The sequence below is a fragment of the Bradyrhizobium sp. 132 genome, from assembly GCF_023074185.1.
Classification (GTDB): domain Bacteria; phylum Pseudomonadota; class Alphaproteobacteria; order Rhizobiales; family Xanthobacteraceae; genus Bradyrhizobium.
Genome location: NZ_JADPKY010000004.1, coordinates 1 through 1,759, shown reverse-complemented (window position 1 = coordinate 1,759; position 1,759 = coordinate 1). Strand labels below are relative to the sequence as shown.

The window sequence follows — 1,759 nt, the reverse complement described above, 5'->3', positions numbered from 1 at the left end:
CGGAAGAGGTGCTGCACTCGGCCAAGACGCTGTCATCCGAAAGCACCCGGTTGCGCGCCGAGCTCGACCGCTTCATGGGGAATATCCGGGCGGCGTAGGCAGTCGCTTTTCCAATGTCGTCCTGGCGAAGCCAGACCCATTATTCAGCGAAGAGTTGCGGCGCGTGGCCGGTAACCCCGCGTCTTCGTCAAACCGCTCCGACGAGGGGAGTGATCATATGAAGACACCCCCGCGTCACCTAACCGCTAGTTGCGGCGCCACAAATTTACCGCCGCTTATCCTTTGCCCCGTAACGTGCAGAAGAGTCAGGAAGCGGGCTGCTTCCGGGCTGCGCCTGGTTTTCCGCGAATGGAATGGGGTGGGGGAATGCCCGTCAAGTCGAAGCCGAACACATCGAAGCTGCTCACCCTGCGCTTTCGCGCAAAAATCATCCTTGGCTTCGTGGCGGTGCTCGCCATCCTCGCCGTCAGCATGGCTTTCGCCTATTTCGGCTTCGAGCGGATCCAGGCCGCCGTGGCCTCCTACCGCGCCAGCGTGGCGGAAGCGGACCTTGCACGGACGGTCGATCGCGAGCTGATCAGCTACCAGGGGCTGGCGCGGGCTTATGCGCTGACCGGCGCGGCGGATGACGAGACCGCGGCCAAGGCCGCCGAACAAAATCTGAAGGCGGCGATCGCCAAGTCGACGGCCGCGACCACGGGCGCGGCGCGCCGTGAGCAGGTCGGCAGGCTCGAAGCCGAGTTCCAGCGTTTTACGAAGGTGTTCAGCGAGATCATCACGTTGACACGCGAGAACAACAAGATCGCGGCCGATGAGCTCAACAGCGTCGGCAATAAGATCCGCTTCAAGTTCGACGATCTCGCCGACACCGCCGCGCTGGCGGGGCTTGCATCCGTTCAGACCACGGCCAAGGACATCACATCGCAATACCTTGCGGTCTCTACCTCGGTCGGCGCCTTCGTCGCCAAGCCGGAGCCGAAGAGCGCCGACGGCGTGACCGCCCGCATCAAGTTTCTGGAGACCCTGCTGGTCTCGATCTATGCCAACGAGCAGAAGATCACCGACCGCGTCACCGAGATCGGCAATCTCCTGAAGCAGTACCGCACCTCGTTCGGAAAGCTGACCGAGAATGTGAAGGTCATCGTCAAGTCGAACGGGGAGATGACCAAGACGGCGGCGGCCATCCTGAAACTCTCGGGCGAGCTGCGGTCGGACCTCTCAGCCGATCAGCAGCGCATCGAGGAGAGCGCCAATGCCACCATCGGCGACACCGAGCGGACGATGCTGATGATGGCGCTCGGCGGCCTCGCCATTGGCGCCGTGTTGGCCTGGATGCTGGGCAATGGCATTTCGCGTCCGATGATCGCGATGTGCAAGGCGATGCGCGAGCTTGCCTCGGGTAATTTCGACGTCGTGCTGCCGGGCCTGGGCCGCAAGGACGAGATCGGCGAGATGGCCGGCGCGGTCGAGGAGTTCAAGATGCAGGCCGTGGCCAAGGCCGAGCGCGATGCCGCCGCGAGCGAAGTCCAGAACAGGGAGCAGGCCGCAAGCCGCCGTTCCGAGCTGATTCGCTTCGCCGACGATTTCGAGAGCGCGGTCGGCGCCATCGTCTCCAACGTCTCGGCTTCCGCCGTACAGCTGGAATCGGCGGCCTCGACGCTGACCCGCACCGCCGAGACCACGCAGAGCCTGTCGAGCCAGGTCGCCGACGTCTCCGAGCAGGCCTCCAGCAACATGCAGTCGGTCGCGACCGCGACGG

Annotated in this window: 1 protein-coding gene; it reads left to right on the top strand. The window is 64.1% G+C overall.

Features of this window, described 5'->3' with window-relative positions:
• Positions 1-366: 366 nt before the first annotated feature.
• A partial coding sequence (locus IVA74_RS00035) for a HAMP domain-containing protein (protein ID WP_247338621.1) occupies positions 367-1,759 on the top strand: 1,393 nt, incomplete at its 3' end.